This window comes from Mycolicibacterium sp. 624 (assembly GCF_040548615.1).
In the GTDB taxonomy this organism is placed as follows: domain Bacteria; phylum Actinomycetota; class Actinomycetes; order Mycobacteriales; family Mycobacteriaceae; genus Mycobacterium.
The window spans coordinates 247,785-269,796 of the sequence record NZ_JBEPRZ010000006.1 but is presented as its reverse complement, the minus strand read 5'-3'; the positions used below and the strand labels follow the sequence as shown (position 1 = coordinate 269,796).

The window sequence follows — 22,012 nt, the reverse complement described above, 5'->3', positions numbered from 1 at the left end:
CAGGGAAGCCTCCGCAGGTCGTTGAATATTGGATACACTATACGAACCGCTGTGATCTACGTCAACATTTAGCGGTGCCGTGACTGCGACAACACGCCGGCAATCTCCAGCCCGGCCGCCACGCCGAACATCGCCGCCGCCGCGACGAGGCGCGACCCAGCTCGCGACGGTACCGCCCTGACAGATGCGGCGCCCGAGTGCGCTCGCGGCACCGACGGCTCGATGACCGCCTCCCCACTGACGGACGCCGCCGGCACACCGTCAGCCGGCGTCAAGGCGCGCTTCAATGGTGGCGGAGCTCCAGGCGTGGCACTACCCGGGGCGGGATACCCGCCCAGATCAGCCGCGCCCGGAGCCGTCATGCCCGAGAACCATCGACAATTTCGGCGAAGGCCCGGATCGTTCCCTCGCGACTCTGCCCGGGGCGCACGAACGGGACGATCGACACCTGATCGACGCCCAGCGCCTCGATCTCCTTCAGACGTTGCGCGCACTCATCCCGGGTCCCCGCCAGTGCGAACAGATCGACGAGTTCGTCCGGAACCAGATCGGCGTGCGCGGCCTCGGTGTTCATGTGCTCGTAGTAGTTGTACTCGTCGCGAATGCGGTCAATGACCTTCTCCAACGCGGGATCCACACGTGCCGGCAGGGGCCGGATGGCGACGCGTGAGACGTGCGCCCGGACTAGATCGCGCGCCTCGGTGCTGTCATCTCCGATCGCCGTCGGCGTCCACAGCACGATGTGCAGGTCGTCCAGCGTGCGACCGCTCTGCGCCGCGCCCTTCTCGATGGTCTGCAGCGCCGCCTCGATGAACCGGGGCGCGGTACCGACCAACACGATCACGCCGTCGGCGATCCGCCCGGACATCTCCAGGATCTTGGGCGCGGAGGCCGCGATGTAGATCGGGATGTCCGTGGGGGCACTCAGGTAGTTCAGGTGATACTCGGCGCCGCTGGTGGCCTCGGCGACCTTCTCGCCGCGGAACAGCGTGCGCAGGTCGTTGATCGACTGTTCCAGTTCGGCCAGCTTTTGGGGCTTGAGGCCCATCGTCCGCAGCGAGGAGTCGCCCGTCCCGATGCCGAGGGCAACCCGACCACCGGTGAACTCGGCCAGCGTCGCCCACGTCGACGCCAGCAGCGACGGATGCCGGGTGACCGCATTCGTCACGCCCGTGCCGAAGACGATCCGCTCGGTGCCGACGGCGGCAGCGCCCATCACCGTCGAGGACTCGCGCCAGATGTTCTGCGAGTCACCGAACCACACATTGTCGTACCCCAGGTCCTCGCACAGCCGGACGTAATCACACATCACGCCCGTCGGCTCGGTGGGAAACAATCCGACACCCTTGCTCAGCATGCGAGGAACCTCCGTAGGCTAACGTTGTATATCGTATCCAATCGTAGGTGGATGGGTTCGGGTTCCACAACCGCTAGCCACAAAACGGGAGGCAGACAATGCGACTCGTCAACGAGTTCTCGGTCGATGCACCGCTGGACGTCGCCTGGTCGGTCCTGACCGACATCCCCAAGGTCGTCGAGTGCATCCCCGGTGCCGAACTCGACCGCGTCGACGGCAACGACTATCACGCTCACGTCGCCATCAAGGTCGGCCCCGTGGGAATGACGTTGGCGGGCATGGCGACTCTGCTCAGTCGCGACGACGAGGCCAGGCAGATGGTCGTCCGCGGCAATGCGCGCGACCGAAAGGGCAACGGATCGACCGAGGCCACGGTGCGCATGGTCGCACGTGACGACGCGGGCCGCTCGATCGTCACCGTGACCACCGATCTGGAACTCAGCGGCCGCATCGCACAGTTCGGGACGGGCGTCATCACCCAGGTGAGCAACCGGATCATCGGGCAGTTCGTCGCGCGTCTCAACGCCGTGATCGCCGGTGACGAAACACCCGTGCCCGCGGGCAGGACCGGAAAACCCGTGGCCCCGGCGTCGGTCACGTCGGCATCGGACTACCCCATATCCGACCGGATGACGTTGGCGCTCACCGCACTTGCCGGCGTTGCGCTCGGCTTGGCGATAGGGCGGTCGGTGGATCGTCTCAGCTGCCCGCCTCGGCGAGGCTGACCACCAGGTCCAGTTCCACACACGCCCCACCTGGCAGCGAGGCCACCCCGATGGCCGTGCGGGCATGCGCGCCGACGTCCTCGCCGAACACGTCGAGAAACAGACGTGACGCTCCGTCAATCACAGCCGGGTGGGTGTCGAAGTCCGGCACCGCACGGACGTACCCGCGCAACGCGACGACGGCGCCCACCGAGTCGATGCCGATCGCGGCGTCGATGGCACCGAGCAGATTGAGTGCGGCCAGTCGCGCCTGCTCGCGAGCCACGTCTACGGTCACGTCGGCGCCGACGACGCCGCGCAGTGCAGGCATCCCGTCGCGTCGTGCCGTGGCACCTGACACCCACAGCTGATCGCCGCACCGGCGGCTCGGGTAGTACGCGCCCTTCGGCGGCGCGGGAGCGGGGATCACCAGGCCCAGCTCCTGGAGCCGGACGGTGGCCGTCACTGCTGCGCTTCCGCGGCCTCCGCGGCCTCCGCGGCTTCCGCGGCTTCCGCGGCTTCCGCGCCGAGGATGCGATGGATGGGTTCGATGGCATGCGAACGGTGTTCGTGGTTGAGGGCCACCATGCGCTCGACGTCGCGGTCGGCCATCGCGTCGATCATCACGACGTGCTCGCTCGCGACCTTCGACATGTCGAGCAGCGGCGCGTAGAGCGGACGGTACGCGTCGGCCGTGTTCCACAGTTGCGTGACGATGCGCTTGGTGCGCGCCATTCCGCTCTCCTGGAACGTCAGGAAGTGGAACCGCCGGTTGGCGACACCGACGGCGATCAGGTCACCCGCCGCGGTCGACGCCTCCATACCGGCATTGCAGCTGCGCATCTCGTCGACGATCGCGTCGGTGACACCCGGCATCGCATCGCGAATCAGGGCCTCCTCCAGGATCGCCCGCAGCTTGAACACCTCGACCAGATCGTCGAGGCTCAACTTGGCCACCCGGTAGCCGCTGTGCGGCACGTAGGTGATGTACTCCTCGGCCTCCAGCGTCTTGAGCGCCTCGCGCACGGGGATGCGCGACATGCCGAACTGCTCGGCGAGGCTCTCCTGGACGATCCAGCTGCCGGGCGCGAGCTTTCCCGTGGTGATGTCATGGCGAAGCGCCTCGGCGACGGCCTGTTGCGCGGTCTTTGGCCGGACAAAGTCCGATCGCTGACCACGGACGGCGTCACCGGAGTGTGTGCCCTTGGCTGCGCTCTTGGCGTTCGAGCGCTTGGTGTCGGTGCGCGGTGGCATCGGCCCTCGCTTTCAGCTGATATTGGATACTCTATGCGATCAGCATGGCGATGGGTCAACCCCTCGCTCGGCGTTTCGTGGCCGTGGCGAGGTCAGGAGTGGGGTCAGTCGACCTCGAGGATCGTCGGCACGATCATCGGCTGCCTGCGATAGGTCTCCCCCACCCACTTGCCGACGGCGCGGCGAACGGCCTGAGCGATGCGGGTCGGGTCGGTGACCTTCTCGGCTGCCAGACTCTCGAGGGCCTCCTCCACCTTGCGCACGGCGGGTTCGAGCGCCTTGGGGTCCTCGGAGAAACCGCGTGAGTGCAGGTGCGGCGGGCCCGCGGGCTTGCCGGTACCCCGGCGCAGGGCGAGGGTGATGGCGATGAAACCCGATGACAGCGTGAGCCGTTCACCCAGCGTGGACTCCCCGACGTCCCCGGTGACCAGACCGTCGACGAACATCTTGCCCACCGGCACCGCGCCCGCGATCGAGACGGCGCCGTTGACAAGGTCGACGCTGACGCCGTTCTCGGCCAGCATGACGTTCTTCTCAGGCACCCCGCTGAGTACGGCCAGCTTGGCGTTGGCCCGCAGGTGGCGCCAGGTGCCGTGCACCGGCATGACGCTGCTCGGCCGCACGCCGTTGTAGAGGAACATCAGTTCACCCGCGTACGCATGGCCCGTGACGTGCACGCGCGCTTGAGCATTGGTGACCACACGCGCGCCGATCTTGGCCAGGGAGTCGATGACCCCGTACACGGCCTCCTCGTTGCCGGGGATCAGCGACGACGACAGGATGATCAGGTCGCCCGCGGTCAACGTGATGCTGCGGTGCTCGCCGCGCGACATGCGTGACAGGGCCGCCATCGGCTCACCCTGGGTACCGGTGGTGATCAGCACGACCCGATCGGCCGGCATCTCCTCGGCTGCACCGATGTCGATCACGTCATCATCGGACACGGTGAGGAACCCGAGTTCTCGCGCGATGCCCATGTTGCGCACCATCGAACGCCCCACGAATGAGACCTTCCGGCCCAGCGCCACGCCGGCGTCGATGATCTGCTGCACCCGGTCGACATTGGACGCGAAGCACGCCACGATCACCCGACCGTCGGCGCCGCGGATCAGCCGGTGCAGGGTGGGCCCGATCTCACTTTCGGACGGGCTCACGCCCGGATGCTCGGCGTTGGTCGAGTCGCAGAGGAACAGGTCGACGCCGTCGTCGCCGAGGCGGGACATGCCGGGCAGGTCGGTGGGCCTGCCGTCGAGGGGCATCTGGTCGAGCTTGATGTCACCGGTGGCCAGGACCGTCCCCGCCCCGGTGCGAAGGGCAACCGCCAGACAGCCGGGGATCGAGTGGTTCACCGCGAAGTACTGGCACTCGAAGACGCCGTGCGTGCTGCGCTGACCCTCGGCGACCTCGACCATCACCGGTTTGATCCGATGCTCGCGACACTTCTCGGCGATGAGCGCCAGGGTGAACTTGGAGCCGACGATCGGGATGTCGCGCCGCAGCTTGAGCAGATGTGGGATGGCCCCGATGTGGTCCTCGTGGGCATGCGTGATGACGACGGCCTCGATCTCGTCGAGCCGGTCCTCCACGTGCCGGATATCGGGCAGGATCAGGTCGACGCCGGGCTCATCGTGATTGGGGAACAACACCCCGCAGTCGATGATGAGCAGCCTGCCGAGATGTTCGAAAACGGTCATGTTACGGCCGATTTCGCCGATTCCACCGAGCGCGGTGATACGGAGGCCACCCGGCGCCAGTGGCTTCGGCGGAATCAGCGGTGCGCCGGGGCTGCTCACGTGAGTACCGTGGCCGCGCGCATGTCGGCGGCCAACTCCTCGAGCTGCTGCGCGGTGGCCGGGACCTGCGGCAGGCGGGGGTCCCCCACCTCGACGCCCAGCAATCGCAGCCCCGCCTTGCTCATCGTGACGCCCCCGAGTCTGTGCTGGGCGTTGTTGAGCGGGCCAAGCGTGACGTGGATCTTGCGTGCGGTGGCGATGTCACCGGAGTTGAAGGCGGAGTACATGTCCCGCAACTGGCTCGCCGCGAAGTGACCCCACACGCTGATGAAGCCCGTCGCACCCATCGCCAGCCATGGCAGGTTCAGCGAGTCATCGCCCGAGTAGTACGCGATTCCGGTCTCCGCCATGATCATCGCGCTGCCGTGCAGATCACCCTTGGCGTCCTTGATGGCGGCGATGTTCGGGTGCGCTGCCAGCGATCGAATGGTGTCCCACTCGATCGGGATCGCCGAGCGCGGCGGGATGTCGTAGAGCACGTTGGGCAGGGCGGTCGCATCGGCAACCGCGGTGAAGTGCGCCATCAGGCCCGCCTGCGGCGGCCGTGAGTAGTAGGGCGTCACCACGAGCAGGCCGTGCGCGCCCTCGGCCTCGCACCGCTTGGCCAGGTGCACGCTGTGCGCGGTGTCGTAGGAGCCGGCCCCGGCAATGATGCGGGCGCGGTCGCCGACGGCCTCCAACACCGTGCCGAGCAGGGCGATCTTCTCGTCGTCTGAGGTGGTGGGCGACTCACCTGTGGTGCCGGAGACCACCAGGCCGTCACACCCGGCGTCCACCAGGTGTGTGGCTACCTTTTTGGCCACGGCCAGATCAAGGGAGCCGTCCGGGCCGAACGGGGTCACCATGGCAGTCAGCACGGTGCCCAGACGTGCGCTGACGTCGAATCCACTGGCGGTCACGGGTGTCAAGGTTACCCGCTCGGTCCATCACGTTTGGCAGGGCGGGCGGTGCTCAATCGAGTTCGGTGGGACGCGACAGCCGACCGGGCCCGCCTCCCACGTATGTCCAGTGCGACCAGCGTCTCGCGGCGTGACCACAACCTGGCCGGACTGTGACGGTTGACACGCACGAAACGGTCCGCTATTTTTTTGCATATTGGCCAGTCAAAATACTGAAGGATGATCTGAAATCAACACCGACCAGACGGACCCCCGATCCGAGTGCGTGGTCCCGCTCCGCTGGAGGGATCTGGACCACCAAGGGCACGTGTATCACGCTGCGATGCTGACATTGCTGGATGAGGCACGGACACAATGGATTTCGGAAGCACTACGGCCTGAAGTGCCCGACTCGTATGTCATCGCTAGGGTCGAGTTGGATTACCGTTCGGAACTCCGCAAAGACGACGACGCCGTCGTAGTGACCTTCTGCGTACATCGCGTGGGCAACACCAGCCTGACTCTCGCCGAGTCGGTCAAGTCCCGTGCCAGTGGTGCACTCATCGCCGAAGCGATGACCACCATCGTTCTGTGGGATCGCGTCACCCGCACGCCGCGTCCATTGACGTCAGACGAGCGACAGCGCATTGAACGGTCGCACGACCCGCAGAGCTGACCGCCACGTTCTCACCGACATCGCCCATGCCTGTCTTCGAATCCAGACATTCGGAGACGTTTCGATCAGAAAGCAATCCATGCCGCTGTTCTTTGACGATCTCGAGATCGGCACCAAGTATGTGTCTCGAGGCCGAACGATCACGGAGAGCGACATCGTCGCCTTCGCCGGTATCTCAGGTGATTTCAACCCGCTTCACACCGACGAGATGTGGGTTCGCGAGAACACCGGATTCTCCGGGCGTATCGCGCACGGTCTCCTCATCCTGTCGGTCTCGAGCGGCCTGGCCACGCCCGAGCTGGACGAACTCGAGATCCACGCCTATTTGGAAACGACACGCAAAATGGCGGCGCCGACCTACCCCGGAGACACCGTGAAGGTCATTCAGACCGTCGCCGACCTGCGTTGCAGCTCATCTCGCCCCCGGTCGGGAATCGCCACATTCGACGTTGCGGTCACCAATCAGGACGGCATGACGGTGCAGCAGGGAACAGACATCTATCTCGTGGGAAGAGGGCAAGCGTGAACGCCGCCGTGGCAACGTCCGAGAACGACAGGGTCTACGTCGTGACCGGGGCCGGATCCGGCATCGGCAGGGCCACCGTCCAACTGCTACACAGCGAGGGCAGGCGCGTGGTCCTGGCCGACACCGATTACGCGAGTATCAAAGCACTGGCCGCCGACCTCAATGATTCGCGCGGCGCCTCGGCCTGCGCCGTGGAACACGACGTAACCCGCGCGGACTCCTGGTCGGCTCTGTGCCAGCAGGTAGCCGAATTCGGAACGATCTACGGGCTGGTCAACAATGCGGGCATCACCCGCGACAAATCGATGCTGTCGATGGCGGAAGACCAATTCAGCGCTGTCATCGACGTCCACCTCAGGGGATCCTGGCTCGGGTGCAAGTCGGTGGTTCCGGCCATGCGCACCGGTGGCGGCGGAAGCATCGTCAACATCTCGTCGTCGAACCGGCACGGGGCCTTCGGCCAAACGAACTACTCCGCTGCGAAGGCCGGAGTCGTCGGGCTGACCAACGCAGTCGCCGTCGAGCAAGCAAAGTACGGAATCCGTTGCAACGCAGTCGCTCCTGGTGCGATCAACACCCCGATGATCGGTGATGTACCTGAGCACGTCAAAGCGCGATGGATGGAATCCATCGCGCTTGGACGCCTGGGCGAACCGTCAGAGATCGCATCGGCGATCACATTCCTACTGTCCGACGCGGCCTCCTACGTCACCGCCGCGCTTCTCGACGTGACTGGCGGCGAACAGCATCTCTAACGGTCCCCCGAATGACTATCCGATTACGAGACGAGGATTCCCATATGCCTGATGCGGTCATAGTTTCCGCTACCCGTTCACCGATCGGCCGTGCAGTGAAAGGGTCGCTGAGAGACATCCGGCCCGACGATCTCACCGCACAGATCGTGAAGGCCGCCCTCGACAGAATCCCCGCGCTCGACCCGCGCGACATCGACGACCTGATGCTGGGCTGCGGGAACCCCGGTGGAGAACAGGGGTTCAATATCGGTCGCAACGTGGCGATTCAACTGGGATACGACTTCCTGCCCGGCACCACGATTACCCGCTATTGCGCATCGTCACTCCAGACGACGCGAATGGCAATGAACGCCATCGTGGCGGGAGACGGCGAGGTGTTCATCTCTGCCGGCGTCGAGACGATATCGCGGTACTTCAAAGGTGAATCGGACTCGCTGCCAGACACCCAGAATCCACTATTCGACACCGCGCAGGAGCGGAGCAGGAGACTTGCGGAAGGCGGCGAACGCTGGACCGACCCCCGAGAGGCTGGCCGCCTTCCCGACCCCTACATCGACATGGGGCAGACTGCCGAGAACGTCGCTCAGATCACCGGGATCACACGTGAGGACCAGGACCAGTGGGCGGTTCGCTCCCAGAATCTTGCTGAATCAGCCACAGCGCAAGGCTTTTTCGATCGCGAAATCAGCCCGGTGACACTTCCGGACGGAACCCTTGTCCGCACTGACGACTCCCCACGTCACGGCACCACCTACGAGGCGGTCAGTCGCCTCAAACCAGTGTTCAGACCCGACGGCACCGTGACCGCCGGGAATGCCTGCCCGCTCAACGATGGCGCCGCGGCCCTGGTCGTGATGTCCGACGCCAAGGCCAGGGAACTCGGACTCACGCCGCTGGCGCGCATCGTGGCCACCGGCGTCTCTGGACTGTCTCCGGAGATTATGGGGCTCGGCCCGATCGAGTCCACTAGGCGGGCATTGACGCGCGCCGGGATGACGGTGGCTGACATCGACCTGTTCGAGATTAATGAGGCCTTCGCCGTTCAGGTTTTGGCATCCGCTCGGGAGCTCACGATCGACGAGGACAAGCTGAACGTCTCCGGCGGCGCTATCGCGCTCGGGCATCCGTTCGGCATGACAGGCGCGCGAATCACGGCAACGCTCATCAACAATCTGCAAACCCACGACGGGCAATTCGGAGTCGAGACGATGTGCGTCGGCGGCGGACAGGGCATGGCAATGATCATCGAGCGACTCAGCTGACCGCAGCGCGATAGGCGAAAACGCCTGAGCAACAGAACACAGAAGACCTATTGGAGATGAACATGCAGCCCAACGCAAGCGCACTGCAGGGACTGAAGGTCCTTGAAGTCGGTAATTACATCGCCGGCCCGTACTGCGGCACCCTGTTGGCCGACCTCGGCGCAACGGTCACCAAGATCGAAGACCCGCACGACGGAGACGTGGTGCGGGGGTTCGCACCAATGAACGAAGCCGTCAGCGAGAGTTCGGCGTTCGTCACACTCAACCGCAACAAGCGCTCGATCGCGCTCGACCTCAAATCCGAACGCGGGCGAGAGATCTTCATGACGCTCGCGCGGCACGCGGACATCGTCATCGAGAACATCCGTCCCGGAGCGATGAAGCGGCTCGGACTCGACTACGAGACTCTGTCAGAGCACAATGCCGGCTTGATCTACCTCTCCGCATCTGGCTGGGGCCAGGACGGACCGCTCTCTGCGAATGCCGGACTCGACATCATGGCGCAGGCTCGCTCGGGACTCATGAGCGTCACTGGCACCCCCGACGGCGACCCGGTCAAGGTGGGTGTGCCGGTCTGCGACATCGGGTGTGCGATGTACGGCGCGATCGCGGTACTAGCCGCCGTCAATCATAGGCACCAGACTGGCGAGGGCCAGCGTATCGATGTCTCACTGTTCGAGTCTGGAGTGTCGTACGCGATCTGGGAGTTCGCCCGGTACAACGCATCTGGAGAAATCCCGATGCGACGCGGATCCGCCCATCAGACCGCTGCCCCCTATCAGGCGATCAGGGCCGCCGATGGCTGGTTCACCCTGGGCGCGGCCACCCCGAAGACCTGGTTGGCGTTCTGCGCGGCATTCGAGTTCGAGTGGATGCTTGATGATGAACGGTTCGCGACCAACACCGCCCGGATGGACAACCGCGTCGAGTTGATCGAGTTGATCGAGGCGCGGACACTGGGCAACACACGGGCCCATTGGCTGCAGATCCTGGATGCGGCCGGCGTCCCCGCTGCGCCTATCAACGACTACAGCCAGGTCTTCTCCGACGAGCACCTGCTGGCGCGGGACTTCTTCTGGGAGTCCGAGCATTCCAGTGGCGGGAAGGTCCTTCAAGTCGGTTCGCCTATGCGGCTGTCGAAGACACCCGCGGTGCGCCACAGCGCAGGCCCTGTATTGGGACAGAACACTGCCGAGGCTTTGGACGAACTGGGCTACAGCCCAGCCGACATTGCCGAACTGTCCGCCAACGGTGTCATCGCGGTTTCTGGCAGCATGCGAAATGACTGACACCCCATCGACTCAGCAACCGGTCCTCACCGCGCGAGAGGGCGCGATACTCAATGTGACCTTCAACCGGCCGGAACGGCTCAATGCCGCGACACCGGAGATGGAGGCCGCCATCGTCCGCGCATGTGACGTCGCGAATTCCGACGAGACGATCCGCATCGTCACATTCTCGGGCGCCACCGGTTCACGAGCGTCGTTCATGGCTGGCGCCGACCTCTCGACGTTCTCGGGTGTCGACTCTGCGGAATCCGTGCAGGAGATCGAGGAACACGCCGAGCATACCCTCGCCGCGATCGAGGGGCTGCGGGTCCCAGCGGTGGCGATACTCGATGGGCCGGTTATCGGCCAGGGTGCCCTCATCGCCTCCTGCTGCGATGTCCTGCTGGCCGGGCCCGATGTCCTATTCGGCTTCCCCATCGCGCGAACGGTGGGAAACTGCCTCGGGATTCGGAACCTCTCGCGGATGACCGATCTCGTCGGCATTCCCGCGACGAAGACAATGATCATGCGCGCCAAGCTGTTCAACTCTGCCGAGCTGGCACAGACCGGTGCCCTCAGCGCAATCGCCGATTCCCATGCGGCTCTTCGGGAAATGGCCCGCACAGTCGCGGAGGAAATGGCCGGCCTGGCACCGCTAACCCTTTCTTACACAAAACTGTCCTTGGCCCGGATGCGCGAACCCGGCGCCACGAATGACGACCTCGTGGTGCAGAGCTACCTGTCCCGCGATGCCGGCGAAGCCGCGGCAGCGTTCCTCGAGAAGCGTCCCGCCCAGTGGCTCGGCCGATAGAAGCATCCCGATCACTGTGACCCACAACTCGAATCCCCAGCGCGACCGAGAGGCACCGTCATGACCACCGTCCAATTAGTCTCTATTGGGATATTGCTCGTCACGCTGGCGGTGGCGACACTCCGAGGCGTGCACATCGGCGCGCTGGCCTTGGCGGTGGCACTCGGCGTCGGTTTGACCCTTGGCGCGGAGTCGACCAAGGAGGTCATGGCCGGCTTTCCCGTGGATCTCATGCTCCTGCTGCTGGGAATCACCTATCTCGTAGCGATCGCACGTGTCAACGGAACGCTCGATCGGCTGGTGGACTGGGCCGTTCGCCGAACTGGAACCAGAAAGGTCCTGCTGCCATGGGTCATGTTCGCCCTTGCGTTGGCCATCGCTGCGCTGGGCAATCCCCTTGCCGCAATGATCGTCATTCCCATCGCAATGCTGCTCGCCGAGCAGAACGGGCGGGATCCAGTCGTCATGGGCCTAGGGGCGATCAACGGGTCTCTTGCCGGCTGTTTCGCTCCGACCAGCCTCTACGGCGTTCTCTCGGTCAACATCGGCGAGATGGCGGGCGTTGAACTCAATCCCTTTGCCCAGTTCGCCTTCGTGTTGGCCGTCGTGGTGGGACTTCAGGTAGGCGCACAGTTCTTGTTCCGCCGCCACCGCACGATTGAACCCGGCGACGCGCCGGCGTCAACCCCTCCGGTTCCAGGACCGACGGACGCCAGCACCCATTCCATCGGCGGATCCGGCAGTGCCCCGGTGGCTGTTCAAACCAGGCTGGACACGGCCCCGGGGACGGTATCCGCTTCCACCGCGGTCCAGCGCGTCACCATGGGGGCCCTCTCGCTTCTCATCGTGGTGGTGGTCCTCGCCCCGGCCCTCGGGTACGCGGTGAACATCGGCGCCGTCGCACTATCCCTCGGGATCGTCATCGCTCTCCTCTTTCCCAAGGAGACGCGTCCGGCCATCGGCGATATCGACTGGTCCACGATTCTGCTCGTCGGAGGGGTCGTCACCTATGTCGGCATCCTTCAGCGAATGGGCGCGGTCGACAGCCTCGGCAACGTCGCGGTGAGCATCCCCTCGGCGCTGGTGGCCGCATTCGCCGTATGCGTGATCGCCGCAGTGATATCGGCGTTCGCCTCGACTACCGCCCTGTTCCCAGCGCTGATTCCGCTCGCGCTGCCGATGGTGGCCACCGGCAATCTCTCCGCAGCCGGTCTGATCATCGCGATTGGGGCCTCTGCGACACTCGTGGATGCCTCGCCGTTCTCGACGTCTGGCGCGATCATGGTCGCCAGCAGCCCGCCCGAGGAGCACACCCGGGTGTTCAAGATGCTGCTGCGCTGGGGGCTGTCGATGGCCGTCATCGGGCCGCTTGTCACGTGCGGCTTGCTGCTGGTCCCCGGATACTTCTGAAACGCCCGGCCTCCGCCAGTGTCAACTGGCCACGATAGAAAGCGCACACAGAGTGACCTCTCCCCTGCTTCGTTCGCTCACTGGAGCGACCGACTCCGACACTGCCGCAGTGACAGTCGGCGGTGTCGGACTGTCCCGCGAGGATCTGATCGGATCCGCGACGGCGTTCGCGGACCGGATCGCGGGCGCTGAGGTGGCCGCGATCGACGCCAAGCCCAACCTGTCGACCATTGTCGCCGTTGTCGCCTGCCTACTCGCCGATGTCGTGGCGGTACCGGTCCCCCCGGATGCCGGCCACCACGAACTGGACCACATCGTGTCCGATTCCGGGGCACGGCTGTGGATCGGCGATGAGACGCCCGCCGTCTCGATCCCGGCGCTGTCGGTGGACGTCGGCGCGCGCGCATCGACCACCTATCCCGAGGCCGATCCGTCGCGGACGGCGCTGATCATCTACACATCCGGGACCACCGGTGCACCGAAAGGCGCTGTGCTGTCCCGCAGTGCCTTGGCGTCGAGCCTGGACGGTCTGGCTGACGCCTGGCAGTGGAGCGAAGACGACACCCTGGTCCATGGCCTTCCGCTCTTTCACGTGCACGGCTTGGTCCTCGGCGTGATCGGAGCACTGCGTATCGGTTCACCGCTCATTCATACGGTCCGGCCCAAACCACAGTCATACGCCGCCGCGAACGGGTCACTGTATTTTGGTGTTCCCACGGTCTGGTCGCGTGTGTGCGCCGATCCGTCCACAGCGCGCCAGCTCCGCAACGCTCGGTTGCTGATCTCCGGTAGCGCACCGCTGCCCGTTCCGACCTTCACCGAACTCACGGCACTCACCGGATCCGCGCCGATCGAGCGTTACGGCATGACCGAGACCATCATCACTGTGAGTACCCGCCACGACGGTGACCGCCGGCCAGGCTGGGTCGGTGAACCGCTTCGCGGCGTACAGACGAGGCTGCGGGCGGAGTCGGGCGAGTTGGTGCCATCGGATGGTATGACGTTGGGTGAGTTGGAGGTCTCGGGTCCGACCCTATTCGACGAGTACCTGAATGCTCCGCTCAAGACCGAATCAGTGATGACCGAGGACGGTTGGTTCCGTACCGGCGACATCGCGGTCGTCGATCCCGCGGGCTACCACCGCATCGTGGGGCGCGCATCCGTCGACATGATCAAGTCCGGGGGCTACCGAATCGGTGCCGGCGAGGTCGAGCATGCCCTCTTGTCGTTCCCCGGAATTAGGGAGGCAGCGGTGGTGGGTGTGCCCGATGACGACCTCGGCCAGCGCATCGTCGCCTATCTCGTCGGTGACGTCAGGGCAGGCGACGCGATCAGTGACCATGTCGCACAGGTACTTTCGGTTCACAAGCGCCCGCGGGAGATCCGCGTCGTAGACGCGCTGCCGCGCAATGCGATGGGCAAGGTGCAGAAGAAGGTGTTGCTCGAGGGCTTGCTGTAGCGTCCTTCACGAACGGCGGACCGGCGGCCCAGGTTACGCCGTGGCGGTTCGGTTCAGCTGCCAGGTCGCCGCGAGCCATCTGGGCACCAATCCGGGGTCGATGCTGACCAGAGCCAACACCTCCGGATCCAGCATGGCATGCAGCGCAACGCCATCCGAGAGTCCGACCAGGTGCACGGCCAGTTGATCGGGATCGATCTCGGGGAGGGAGCCCGTCGCTTGCGCGTCCACCACCATCCTGCGGACCGTGCGGCGCCAATTCGCGAGATAGCCGGCGACCTCGCGTCGTGTCACGTCGTCCGCGACCGCCTCGGCATAGAAGTAGAGAAAGATGCGATTCAACGCCAGCCGTTCGTCATCGAGCGGTAGGACGCTCTCCAGAACTCGCTGCAGGCGTTGCAGTTCGTCTGCGGCAGGCTCAGATTCGAGTCTCTTCAGGATCTTCCCCTGCAAATGGGCCGCCCGCCGCAGCGCGGCGATCAACAGGTCGTGCTGGTTGCTGAAGTAGTGCGCCAGAAGGCCTGTCGAACAACCCGCTTCCTTCGCGACGTCCTTATTGGTGACCGCCGCGGTGTCACCCCGCGTCGCGATCACGCGCAGAACCGCGTCGGCGAGGTCGGCGCGGCGCTGTTCGTGGTCGACGATCTTCGGCATGGCAACCCCCGGACAGTTGTTTTATGTCGTCCAGTCAGCATACAACGGGCACTTGGTCTATCATCACCACGCCCGATGGCTGCCAGAGGACGGCGCACGGGCGGCGGTAGGGTTGCGCATGACTTCTTCGATGGCGACTCCGGCCATCGCCTCGCGCCTGCTCGACGTGATCGATCAGGACATCCTGCCGCTCACAGAGCGCGGAGTCTCCGAGGGAAACAAGGTGTTCGGCGCGGCGATCCTGCGCAAGTCCGATCTGTCGCTGGTGCTCGCGGGCACTAACGACGAGACCGTGAACCCGCTGCTGCACGGAGAGGTCAACACGCTCAACCAGTTCTACCTACTGCCGGACCGGCCGCCGACCACGGAACTGCTGTTCGTCACCACCCACGAGCCCTGCACGTTGTGCATGTCCGCCATCACCTGGGCCGGGTTCGACAACTTCTACTACTTCTACAGCCACGAGGACTCTCGGGACGCCTTCGCCATCCCGCACGATCTGGTCATCCTCAAGGAACTGTTCGGGCTCGACCCGGGCGGCTATCGCAGAGTCAACGCGTTCTGGACGGCGTACTCGATCACCGCGCTCGCCGACGCCGAACCCGAGCCGCTACGCGGCCAGTTGCGCGCGCACGCGCAGCACATCCGGGAGCGCTACCAGGCGCTGTCGGATCGGTACCAGGAGTCCAAGGGCGAGCACGACATTCCGCTGAGCTGAGCGCGCCGACCGTTCAGCCTTGAGGTCCACCCCACCGACAGATCCATGCCGAGGAGGAAGACGTGCGTGGTCGGACGATCGTTCTGACAGTTCCGGTTACCGCGCTCCTCACCCAGCCCTTGTGGGCGCCTCAATGGGGCGCGGGCGTCCTCGGCGAGTTCGCCGGTTTGGGGATCGTCTGGGGGTCCGCGGCCATCGCCGTCTTCTTCGGTCTGGTCGCGTTGTTCGTCATGAGCCTGCAGCGGTTGCTTGGGGCGATACCCGCGTCGGCCCGCGCGCGCACCCCGAGGTCGATTTGGCTGATGTGTGCGATCCCGTTCAACTTCGTCGAGGACTTCGAGATCGTGACCGACATCGCGGCCTCACTGCGTGCCGACGGCCGCACCTCGCGGCTGACGGTGACGTGGTGGTGGCGGTTGGGAATCAGTTGGGCCGCGGCGCAGATCGTGTCGCTGCTGCCCGGCGCCGTCGGGCTCATCGGCGGGGCGCTCGCGATCGTGGCATGGATCGCGCATTGGACTCTCACGGCGGTGCTGACGCGGCGGCTTCGCCAAGGTGCGACCGGCGGCTCGATCAGTGCAGCGAACGCGGCCGCGTGAGTGATCGCATCACTCCGCGGAAACCTGATCGAGATGCGCGTACTGGATGCGATCGCCGCCTGCCCGCTTGGACCTGTACATCGCCGCGTCCGCCACATGGAGAAGCCGGTCGACGAACTCCGGATGCTTCATCGCGGTGCCGGGTTCGACGTTCACGCTGCACGTGCCGAGGCTGGCGGTGATCTGGAATGGTGTCGCGGCAATCCCCGCGCGGATGCGTTCGACGGTCTTGGCGTGCTCGGGCGCGGGCTCACTGTCGGCGATGACGAACTCCTCGCCGCCGAGTCGGCCCATGACCGCATCGCCACTGCAGTTCTCCCGTAGGACGGCGCCGACGTCTGCCAGCGCCTCATCACCGACAGCGTGCCCGCGGGTGTCGTTGAGCTTCTTGAACTCGTCGAGGTCGATCATCGTGATGTTGAGCCGGACGCTCGCCGAGCCTTGCTGGGCCACCGCGATCTCGTGGACCGCGTTGTACACCGAGCGCCGGTTGAGCAGACCGGTGAGCGGATCACGATCGGAGTTCCGCAGGTCGATGCGCAAAGTGTGCACCAGCGTGTGGATTCCGAACGGCACTCCAAAATTGATCGCGACGACGGTGAGGACCGATGCGATGGTCAGCGCGGCATCGCCGGTGTCGATGATCAGCTCGCTCGCGGTGATCGTGGCGCAGACCAACGCCAAGACGAAGTTCCCGATGACGTGGGCGATCACGTGGAAATAGGCGAGGAACCCGCCGATCGCCGCGAATATCGTGCATCCCATCAGGCCGGCATAGGGGCTGGACACAACCAGACAGGTCGCGGCCGTACTCGCCGAACAAACGACGTTGTAGACCAAGGACTGTCGACGAGTCGGCCACCGGATCAACCACAGCAACGCGGCGCCGAACACACACACCGCGGCGACGATCGCGATGCTCCTTGTCATGGTGTTGTCCGGTCCCAGGGGGCTGCCGAGCATCATCAGCGGCAACGCGCCTAACAATGCCGTGAACGCGAATGTGGCCAGCCGCCACTGCAACTGCAGCCCGCGGTCGTGCAGATAAACGCTGAACCAGTCGAACTGATCCGCCTGCCGCCACCAGCCCATCACCGCACTGCGTCTCACGAGACTGGCACCCTACCGAGCCGCAGCGCCGCGCGCAGCGCGGCCGCCAGGTCGCCGCGCTCGCCCACCGTGACGTCGTCGCAACCCAGCCACGACGCCATCGAGCGCAGTTCAGCGGCCAATGCCCCCGCCACGTGAGCGCTGTCCTGACCCGGTTCGGTGAAGGCCCCCACGACGTGCAGCGCGCCGCGGGTGCGCTCGGTCTTGAGGTCGACGCGCCCGACCAGCCGACCGTCGAGCAGGAACGGCCACACGTAGTAGCCGAACCGTCGCTTCGCGGCAGGTGTGTAGATCTCGATGCGGTAGTGGAAGTCGAAGAGCCGCTCGACCCTCGGCCGGAAGAAGATCAGCGGGTCGAACGGGCACAGCAGCGCGGTGCCACGGTCCCGCCGCGCGACGGCCTGACCGGCGCGCAGGTAGGCCTGAGCACCCCACCCGTCAACCTCGACGGGCTCCAGTTCGCCCGCCGCCACCAGCGCCGCGATAGCGGGTTTCACCTGCTTGGCCGCCAGGCGGAAGTAGTCGCGGATATCGGCTTCGGTGGCCACGCCCAGTGCGGTCGCCGCCCGCAGCGCGAGCTCACGGACCGCCTCGTGGTCGTCGACCTCACGGTTCACCACTTCGGCGGGCAGCACACGTTCGGTGAGGTCGTAGTGGCGGGCGAAACCCACCCGCGTCGCCGTGGTCAGCACGCCCGATGACCACAGCGCCTCAGCCACCCACTTGGTGTCGCTGCGGTCCCACCAGGGGCCCTTCCTGCCGCGCGGCTCCGTCTCGAGGTGTGCCTCGATCTGACCCGCGGTCGCGGGGCCGAGTTCGGCGACGGCGGTGACGATGTCCTCGGCCAGTCTCGCGTTCTTCTTGACGATCTCAGTGCCCCACCGGCCGTGCTCGTACTCCCGCATGCGCCACCGCAGCAGCGGCCAGTCGTCCACCGACATCAGCGCCGCTTCGTGGGCCCAGTACTCGACGAGCAGCCTCGGTGAGCGCGCGCTGTGGCTCCATGCCGCCCGGTCGAGAACGTCGCGGTCATAGGGGCCGAGCCTGCTGAATATCGGCGCGTAGTGGGCGCGCACCGCCACCGACACCGAGTCGAGCTGGAGCACCTGGATGCGCGAGACGAGCCTGCGCAGGTGGGTTCGCGTGATCGCCCCGGCGGGCTTGGCATCGCCGAAACCCTGCGCAGCGATCGCGGTGCGGCGCGCCGCGTCGGCCGACAGCCTCACCGGCGCGAGTAGCTGCAGAACCGGTATCGAACCCCCGACGCGCTGGTCAGCCAGTCGCCCTGGGTGCCGACCCATTGCTCGTCGAGGACCGGAGCCATGGCGTCGCCGTCCTCGCGTGGGAGGTCTGCGTCCACCTCGGTGACATCGCATCGCGCCGCCAGGGGCAGGGCCAGCGCATAGATCTGTGCGCCACCTATCACCCACGTCTGCTCATCGGTCAGTGCATCGTCAAGGTCGGCTACCACCGTCGCTCCATCGGCCACGTAGTCAGCTTGCCGAGTCACTACGACATTTCTGCGTCCCGGCAGGGGCCGCACCTTCGCCGGCAGCGACTCCCACGTGAGCCGACCCATGACGACGGTGTGGCCCAAGGTGAGTTCCTTGAAGCGCGCCTGATCCTCGGGCAGCCGCCAGGGGATGCCGTTGTCGCGACCGATGATGCCGGAGGTGGACTGCGCCCAGATCAGTCCAAGGCTCACACCGCCACCGGAGCCTTGATCCCCGGATGCGGGTCATAGTTGACGATCGCCACGTCCTCGTAGACGTAGTCGAAGATCGAATCACGCGGTGCGAGAACAAGTTCCGGGTATGGACGCGGATCCCGGCTGAGCTGGAGCGTGACCTGCTCCACGTGGTTGTCATAGATGTGGCAGTCGCCGCCGGTCCAGACGAACTCGCCCACCTCCAGCCCCGCCTGCGCAGCCATCATGTGGGTCAGCAGCGCATAGCTGGCGATGTTGAAGGGCACGCCGAGGAAGAGGTCGGCGCTGCGCTGATACAGCTGGCAGGAGAGCTTGCCGTCGGCGACGTAGAACTGGAACAACGCATGGCACGGCGGCAGCGCCATCTGCGGGATCTCGCCGACGTTCCACGCCGAGACGATGTTGCGCCGCGAATCGGGGTCGCGCTGCAGCAGCTCCAGTGATGCGCTGATCTGATCGATGTGCTCGCCCGACGGTGTCGGCCAGGATCGCCACTGCACACCGTAGACGGGGCCGAGATCGCCTGTCGCACTGGCCCATTCGTCCCAGATTGTGACGCCGTGCTCATGCAGCCAGGCGATGTTGGAGTCACCGCGCAGGAACCACAGCAGTTCATAGACCACCGACTTGGTGTGCACCTTCTTGGTGGTGAGCAACGGGAAGCCGGCGGTGAGGTCGTAGCGGATCTGGTGACCGAACAGACTGCGGGTACCGGTGCCGGTGCGATCCGCCTTCGGCGTCCCGGTCTCGAGTACCAGCCGTAACAGGTCCTCGTAGGGCGTGAGGATGGGCACCGGATCAGCTTACGTCGAGGGTCCGTCGAATCGTCGCCAGACACCGTCCGCGCATCGCGCCTCAGGGCATGGGAGTAGAACGGATGCCATGCCGACGATGACCGACACCATCACGACAACCGATGGATCCTGCCCCGTCACGGTGGCCACCCCCGAGGGCGACGGCCCGTGGCCGGGCGTGGTGATGTACCCCGACGCCGGTGGGGCGCGCCAGACATTCACCGAGATGGCGCAGCGACTCGCCGACCTCGGCTACGTGGTGCTGGTGCCCGACGTCTACTACCGCGACCCGGGTTGGGCACCCTTCGAGATGACGACGGTGTTCAGCGACGCCGGTGAGCGCGCGCGCCTGTTCGGGATGATCTCCAAGGTCACACCCGAGATCATGGCCGCGGACGCGGCGGCGTTCTTCGACTACCTGCAGAGCAGACCCGATGTCAGCGGCACCGCGTTCGGCACAACCGGTTACTGCATGGGCGGGCGCACGTCTCTCGTGGTGGCGGGCCGGGTACCCGCGCGGGTGGCCGCCGCGATGTCGTTCCACGGCGGCGGCCTGGCCTCCGACGACGCAGGCAGCCCGCACCTGCTCGCCGACGTCATCCGTGCGACGGTCTACGTCGGCGGCGCCAAGGATGACGCGTCATTCACCCCCGAGCAGGCCGAGACGTTGGACAAGGCGCTGACCGCCGCCGGCGTCGAGCACACCATCGAGATCTACGACGCGGGACACGGCTTCGCCGTACCCGACAACGGGCCCTTCGACGAGGCCGCCGCCGAGCGGCATTGGCAGGCGATGCAGAGGGTGTTCGGTGCGAGTCTTGGCTAGCCGGCGTCGACCCGCCGCTTTGCCTCGCTAGTGCGCAGTAGGCGACCATTGGCACGTGTACGACCAGACCTTTACCCCGCCCGAACCCGGCGAAGCCGGTTCCCGCATCGACCCGGTGTTGGCCCGTAGCTGGCTGCTGGTCAACGGCGCGCAGTACGACCGGTTCGCTCCGGCCGCGCACTCCCGCGCCGACATCGTCGTCCTCGACATTGAGGATGCCGTCGCACCCAAGGACAAGACCGCCGCCCGCGACAACGTCACGCGCTGGTTGGGCGACGGCCACTCCGACTGGGTCCGCGTCAACGGTTTCGGCACGCCCTGGTGGGCAGACGACCTGGCGATGCTTGCCGGCTCCTCGGTCGGTGGCGTCATGCTGGCGATGGTCGAGTCCGTCGACCACGTCACCGAGACCGCCAAGCGGCTGCCGGGCGTGCTGATCGTCGCGCTCGTCGAGACGGCAAGAGGACTGGAGCGCATCACCGAGATCGCGTCGGCAAAGGGCACCTTCCGGCTCGCCTTCGGTATCGGCGACTTCCGACGGGACACCGGGTTCGGCGACAACCCCGCGACGCTGGCTTACGCACGGTCACGGTTCACCATCGCCGCCAAGGCCGCGCATCTGCCCAGCGCCATCGACGGGCCGACGGTCGGGTCCAGCGCGCTCAAGCTCAGCGAGGCCACCGCGGTGTCCGCCGAGTTCGGCATGACAGGCAAGATCTGCCTCACACCCGACCAGTGCTCCACCGTCAACGAGGGCCTCTCCCCCTCACAGGATGAGATCACCTGGGCCAAGGAGTTCTTCGCCGAGTTCCAGCGCGACGGCGGCGAGATCCGCAACGGGTCAGACCTGCCGCGGATCGCCCGCGCCAACAAGATCCTGGATCTGGCGACCGCATACGGCATTCACGAGTCCGAGTTCGGCGACGACCCCGATCACGTGCCCGCCCCCTCGGACACCTACCACTACTGATCGTCGCGCTGGCGTTTGAGTGACCGCAGCGCCCGCGCAATTCCCCGACTGGCGTACAGCCCGGCCAGGACCGACGCGATGATCATCACGATGAACATCAGCAGCCAGTTGGAGCGACTGTGCGGAACGTTCCACCAGACGATCGTGAACAGGACGCCGCAGACGAACACCACGATGTCGCGCCAGTTGCCCTGATAGGACATCGCCACCTCGCGAATCGACCGGCTCTTGTCGACACTCGCGATGATGTCGTCGACCCGCAGGTCGATCACGCGTTGGAGTTCCGCACGTCGTTCCACCTGGTCCGGTGGCAGACCCTCCAGCAGATCCATGTCCTTCTTGATCATGCCGCGCACGTCCGGTGGACGTAGGTTCCCCGCGGCGATGCCGAGCAGGGCTCCCCCGGCTATCGGCGCGCCGGCCATGGCGAGTTCTGCGATACCGGGCATGAATCTCCTCCGTCAGTACACCAGCGGAACT

At 65.7% G+C, this 22,012-nt stretch carries 25 protein-coding genes; 13 read left to right on the top strand and 12 right to left on the bottom strand.

Annotated elements, in window-relative coordinates; translation table 11 throughout:
- Window positions 1–68: 68 nt before the first annotated feature.
- Both ABIA65_RS23675 and ABIA65_RS23670 read right to left on the bottom strand, forming a co-directional pair.
- Window positions 69–362, bottom strand: a complete 294-nt coding sequence (locus ABIA65_RS23675) for a hypothetical protein (RefSeq protein ID WP_354525071.1) — start codon at window positions 360–362, stop codon at window positions 69–71.
- Window positions 359–1,357 (bottom strand): LLM class flavin-dependent oxidoreductase, encoded by a 999-nt coding sequence (locus ABIA65_RS23670; protein ID WP_354525070.1) that lies wholly within the window; start codon window positions 1,355–1,357, stop codon window positions 359–361. The genes ABIA65_RS23675 and ABIA65_RS23670 overlap by 4 nt, the downstream gene beginning before the upstream one ends.
- A gap of 98 nt (window positions 1,358–1,455) precedes the next feature.
- Between ABIA65_RS23670 and ABIA65_RS23665 the strand changes: the two genes are divergently transcribed.
- Complete coding sequence (locus tag ABIA65_RS23665) at window positions 1,456–2,082, top strand: SRPBCC family protein (RefSeq protein WP_354525069.1); 627 nt, start codon at window positions 1,456–1,458, stop codon at window positions 2,080–2,082.
- Here ABIA65_RS23665 and ABIA65_RS23660 read toward each other — a convergent pair.
- From ABIA65_RS23660 to dapA, 4 genes are all read right to left on the bottom strand, one after another.
- On the bottom strand, window positions 2,057–2,527 hold the full coding sequence (locus tag ABIA65_RS23660) for a RidA family protein (protein WP_241399592.1): 471 nt from the start codon (window positions 2,525–2,527) through the stop codon (window positions 2,057–2,059). The two genes, ABIA65_RS23665 and ABIA65_RS23660, sit on opposite strands and share 26 nt — an antisense overlap.
- Window positions 2,524–3,315, bottom strand: coding sequence for a GntR family transcriptional regulator (locus tag ABIA65_RS23655; protein WP_354525068.1), 792 nt, complete (start codon window positions 3,313–3,315; stop codon window positions 2,524–2,526). Before ABIA65_RS23655 ends, ABIA65_RS23660 begins: the two co-directional genes overlap by 4 nt.
- A 104-nt stretch (window positions 3,316–3,419) precedes the next feature.
- A complete protein-coding gene (locus ABIA65_RS23650) occupies window positions 3,420–5,108 on the bottom strand; it encodes a ribonuclease J (RefSeq protein ID WP_354525067.1) in 1,689 nt (562 codons plus the stop codon).
- Window positions 5,105–5,953 carry a 4-hydroxy-tetrahydrodipicolinate synthase gene (dapA, locus tag ABIA65_RS23645; RefSeq protein WP_354525213.1) on the bottom strand — a complete coding sequence of 283 codons (849 nt, stop codon included), beginning with the start codon at window positions 5,951–5,953 and terminating at the stop codon, window positions 5,105–5,107. The genes ABIA65_RS23650 and dapA overlap by 4 nt, the downstream gene beginning before the upstream one ends.
- 319 nt (window positions 5,954–6,272) lie before the next feature.
- Here dapA and ABIA65_RS23640 point away from each other — a divergent pair, with 319 nt between their 5' ends.
- From ABIA65_RS23640 to ABIA65_RS23605, 8 genes are all read left to right on the top strand, one after another.
- On the top strand, window positions 6,273–6,662 hold the full coding sequence (locus ABIA65_RS23640; RefSeq protein WP_354525066.1) for an acyl-CoA thioesterase: 390 nt from the start codon (window positions 6,273–6,275) through the stop codon (window positions 6,660–6,662).
- Window positions 6,663–6,741: 79 nt separating this feature from the next.
- On the top strand, window positions 6,742–7,188 hold the full coding sequence (locus tag ABIA65_RS23635; protein WP_241399595.1) for a MaoC family dehydratase: 447 nt from the start codon (window positions 6,742–6,744) through the stop codon (window positions 7,186–7,188).
- On the top strand, window positions 7,185–7,943 hold the full coding sequence (locus tag ABIA65_RS23630) for an SDR family oxidoreductase (protein ID WP_241399596.1): 759 nt from the start codon (window positions 7,185–7,187) through the stop codon (window positions 7,941–7,943). The genes ABIA65_RS23635 and ABIA65_RS23630 overlap by 4 nt, the downstream gene beginning before the upstream one ends.
- A gap of 44 nt (window positions 7,944–7,987) precedes the next feature.
- The gene (locus ABIA65_RS23625) at window positions 7,988–9,205 is read left to right on the top strand and encodes an acetyl-CoA C-acetyltransferase (RefSeq protein WP_241405722.1); all 1,218 of its coding nucleotides are present in this window, start codon (window positions 7,988–7,990) and stop codon (window positions 9,203–9,205) included.
- Window positions 9,206–9,267: 62 nt separating this feature from the next.
- Window positions 9,268–10,494 (top strand): CaiB/BaiF CoA transferase family protein, encoded by a 1,227-nt coding sequence (locus ABIA65_RS23620; RefSeq protein ID WP_241399597.1) that lies wholly within the window; start codon window positions 9,268–9,270, stop codon window positions 10,492–10,494.
- Window positions 10,487–11,284, top strand: a complete 798-nt coding sequence (locus ABIA65_RS23615; RefSeq protein ID WP_241399598.1) for an enoyl-CoA hydratase-related protein — start codon at window positions 10,487–10,489, stop codon at window positions 11,282–11,284. Before ABIA65_RS23620 ends, ABIA65_RS23615 begins: the two co-directional genes overlap by 8 nt.
- A 60-nt stretch (window positions 11,285–11,344) precedes the next feature.
- Window positions 11,345–12,694, top strand: coding sequence for an SLC13 family permease (locus ABIA65_RS23610; RefSeq protein WP_241399599.1), 1,350 nt, complete (start codon window positions 11,345–11,347; stop codon window positions 12,692–12,694).
- 52 nt (window positions 12,695–12,746) lie between these two features.
- Window positions 12,747–14,153 (top strand): acyl-CoA synthetase, encoded by a 1,407-nt coding sequence (locus ABIA65_RS23605; protein WP_354525065.1) that lies wholly within the window; start codon window positions 12,747–12,749, stop codon window positions 14,151–14,153.
- Window positions 14,154–14,186: 33 nt separating this feature from the next.
- Here the strand turns inward: ABIA65_RS23605 and ABIA65_RS23600 are convergent, their stop codons facing one another.
- On the bottom strand, window positions 14,187–14,807 hold the full coding sequence (locus tag ABIA65_RS23600; RefSeq protein WP_241399601.1) for a TetR/AcrR family transcriptional regulator: 621 nt from the start codon (window positions 14,805–14,807) through the stop codon (window positions 14,187–14,189).
- Window positions 14,808–14,925: 118 nt separating this feature from the next.
- Here ABIA65_RS23600 and ABIA65_RS23595 point away from each other — a divergent pair, with 118 nt between their 5' ends.
- Both ABIA65_RS23595 and ABIA65_RS23590 read left to right on the top strand, forming a co-directional pair.
- Window positions 14,926–15,525, top strand: a complete 600-nt coding sequence (locus tag ABIA65_RS23595; protein ID WP_241399602.1) for a nucleoside deaminase — start codon at window positions 14,926–14,928, stop codon at window positions 15,523–15,525.
- Between the two features lie 62 nt (window positions 15,526–15,587).
- Window positions 15,588–16,124 (top strand): hypothetical protein, encoded by a 537-nt coding sequence (locus tag ABIA65_RS23590; RefSeq protein WP_354525064.1) that lies wholly within the window; start codon window positions 15,588–15,590, stop codon window positions 16,122–16,124.
- A gap of 9 nt (window positions 16,125–16,133) precedes the next feature.
- Here ABIA65_RS23590 and ABIA65_RS23585 read toward each other — a convergent pair whose 3' ends face one another.
- The 4 genes from ABIA65_RS23585 to ABIA65_RS23570 are packed head-to-tail and all read right to left on the bottom strand — an operon-like array spanning window position 16,134 to window position 19,736.
- The gene (locus ABIA65_RS23585; protein WP_354525063.1) at window positions 16,134–17,234 is read right to left on the bottom strand and encodes a GGDEF domain-containing protein; all 1,101 of its coding nucleotides are present in this window, start codon (window positions 17,232–17,234) and stop codon (window positions 16,134–16,136) included.
- Window positions 17,231–18,460 (bottom strand): winged helix-turn-helix domain-containing protein, encoded by a 1,230-nt coding sequence (locus ABIA65_RS23580; RefSeq protein ID WP_241399606.1) that lies wholly within the window; start codon window positions 18,458–18,460, stop codon window positions 17,231–17,233. The genes ABIA65_RS23585 and ABIA65_RS23580 overlap by 4 nt, the downstream gene beginning before the upstream one ends.
- The gene (locus tag ABIA65_RS23575; RefSeq protein WP_241399607.1) at window positions 18,457–18,939 is read right to left on the bottom strand and encodes a dihydrofolate reductase; all 483 of its coding nucleotides are present in this window, start codon (window positions 18,937–18,939) and stop codon (window positions 18,457–18,459) included. Before ABIA65_RS23575 ends, ABIA65_RS23580 begins: the two co-directional genes overlap by 4 nt.
- A complete protein-coding gene (locus ABIA65_RS23570) occupies window positions 18,936–19,736 on the bottom strand; it encodes a thymidylate synthase (protein WP_241399608.1) in 801 nt (266 codons plus the stop codon). Before ABIA65_RS23570 ends, ABIA65_RS23575 begins: the two co-directional genes overlap by 4 nt.
- Window positions 19,737–19,824: 88 nt before the next feature.
- Here ABIA65_RS23570 and ABIA65_RS23565 point away from each other — a divergent pair, with 88 nt between their 5' ends.
- Together ABIA65_RS23565 and ABIA65_RS23560 are read left to right on the top strand one after the other, a co-directional pair.
- Window positions 19,825–20,562: a dienelactone hydrolase family protein gene (locus tag ABIA65_RS23565; protein ID WP_354525062.1), complete on the top strand. Its 738-nt coding sequence runs from the start codon at window positions 19,825–19,827 to the stop codon at window positions 20,560–20,562.
- 55 nt (window positions 20,563–20,617) lie between these two features.
- Window positions 20,618–21,532, top strand: coding sequence for an HpcH/HpaI aldolase/citrate lyase family protein (locus tag ABIA65_RS23560; RefSeq protein WP_241399610.1), 915 nt, complete (start codon window positions 20,618–20,620; stop codon window positions 21,530–21,532).
- On the opposite strand, the gene ABIA65_RS23555 is transcribed toward ABIA65_RS23560, so the two are convergent.
- On the bottom strand, window positions 21,526–21,981 hold the full coding sequence (locus ABIA65_RS23555; RefSeq protein WP_241399611.1) for a hypothetical protein: 456 nt from the start codon (window positions 21,979–21,981) through the stop codon (window positions 21,526–21,528). The two genes, ABIA65_RS23560 and ABIA65_RS23555, sit on opposite strands and share 7 nt — an antisense overlap.
- Window positions 21,982–22,012: the final 31 nt, after the last annotated feature.